This window comes from Streptomyces sp. NPDC058086, assembly GCF_042885015.1.
GTDB lineage: Bacteria > Actinomycetota > Actinomycetes > Streptomycetales > Streptomycetaceae > Streptomyces.
The window spans coordinates 1-1,282 of record NZ_JBHVST010000302.1; the positions used below are offsets into that span (position 1 = coordinate 1).

The window sequence follows — 1,282 nt, forward strand, 5'->3', positions numbered from 1 at the left end:
GGTCTGTGCCCGGTGCGGCGAAGGGGGTCCCTCCCTGTTCGAGCGAAGCCGAGAACTTGGGGGCGCGTGCATGGCGTCGCAGGGCAGACGGGAATTTGACGACAGGGCCTAGGAGCCGCCTGGTCGATCACGGTTCACGGTGTGCACGTCCGGGGTTGGTTGTCGGTGCAGTCCCATAGTCTGCGCTGATGACCACCGCTGGCGCGATGCTGACGCCGACCTGAGGGCCTACCTCGACGTCCTGATCGCAACACTCAGGACCCGCTGGGGCGAACCACTCGTCATCGATCTCTGGCCACATCTCAGGGCCGACTGTGAGGGAGAAGCAGTGCCCGAGCCGCTCAACTCCCTCAGCCAACACGCCGTAGGCATGCACGCGTGGCCGCACCGGGATCGCGGGCGTTGGCTCGCGCTCGCCATCGGCCAGGCAGACAAGGAACTGCCACTCGAACTGCTTGCAGTGGTCGGCCAGGCCCCCGCGCTCGACCCGATCGCGGTCCGCTGGTCATGAGCAGAGCCGGACGATGACAGCCACCCCAGTGGTCTTCCACGGAAAATGCGCGGCGGGCAGGTCAGCCCTCACCGTCTCCCGCAACGCCTTGCGCGAGGCCCGCGTGTCGGAGTCGTAGCGTTCCCGGGCCGCTTCCCGATCAGCGGCGGCGCCGCACGCCTGGCCCTGGAGCGCGAGGAGCGCCAGACCGGCGACGACCACGTGGTCCTGCGCACGAAATCGGGCATCCGGCAGTCCGCGCGTTCGCTATCTTGACCGGTGCGGCGACCGCCGTCGGGCAATCCTGTGCTCCTGTGAAGGGTGGCGGGTGGCGGTGGTCGTCGGCTGGGAGTGGGACGACACGTTGTTCTCGGGGACGGCCCCCTACTACCAACGGGGAAGGCTCCCGTACGCACCCGGTCTCGCGGATGTGCTCGCCGAGGTTCTGCGACTCGACGGTCGGGGGCGCCTGATCGACGTGGGATGCGGACCGGGCACCCTGGCACTGAGTCTGGCGCACCTGTTCGGCGAGATCGTCGGCGTGGACCCGGACAGCGGGATGCTCTCCGAAGCGGGGCGCGGGGCCGCCGAGGCGGGGGTGAGCGGAAAGTCGCGATGGGTGCGGGTTCGGGCCGAGGAACTGCCCGCAGGTCTTGGGACGTTCACGGTGGCGATCTTCGGCCAGTCCTTCCACTGGGTGACTCCTCCCCCTCATGAATGAGGGAGCTTCTCGCTATGCCGGTGTGGCGTCGCGCCGGACCAGCCCGGCCCGTAGAACGTTGATCGCGCCCA

Annotated in this window: 3 protein-coding genes; 2 read left to right on the forward strand and 1 reads right to left on the reverse strand. The window is 68.8% G+C overall.

Going from position 1 to position 1,282, the window contains the following annotated elements; genetic code table 11:
* The first annotated feature begins 328 nt into the window (after nucleotides 1-328).
* On the forward strand, nucleotides 329-511 hold the full coding sequence (locus ACFVWD_RS58420) for a hypothetical protein (RefSeq protein WP_389607324.1): 183 nt from the start codon (nucleotides 329-331) through the stop codon (nucleotides 509-511).
* Here the strand turns inward: ACFVWD_RS58420 and ACFVWD_RS58425 are convergent.
* Nucleotides 506-712: a hypothetical protein gene (locus ACFVWD_RS58425; RefSeq protein ID WP_389607326.1), complete on the reverse strand. Its 207-nt coding sequence runs from the start codon at nucleotides 710-712 to the stop codon at nucleotides 506-508. The genes ACFVWD_RS58420 and ACFVWD_RS58425 overlap by 6 nt on opposite strands.
* Nucleotides 713-824: 112 nt before the next feature.
* On the opposite strand from ACFVWD_RS58425, the gene ACFVWD_RS58430 reads away from it, so the two are divergent.
* Nucleotides 825-1,211, forward strand: a complete 387-nt coding sequence (locus tag ACFVWD_RS58430) for a class I SAM-dependent methyltransferase (RefSeq protein ID WP_389607328.1) — start codon at nucleotides 825-827, stop codon at nucleotides 1,209-1,211.
* Nucleotides 1,212-1,282: the final 71 nt, after the last annotated feature.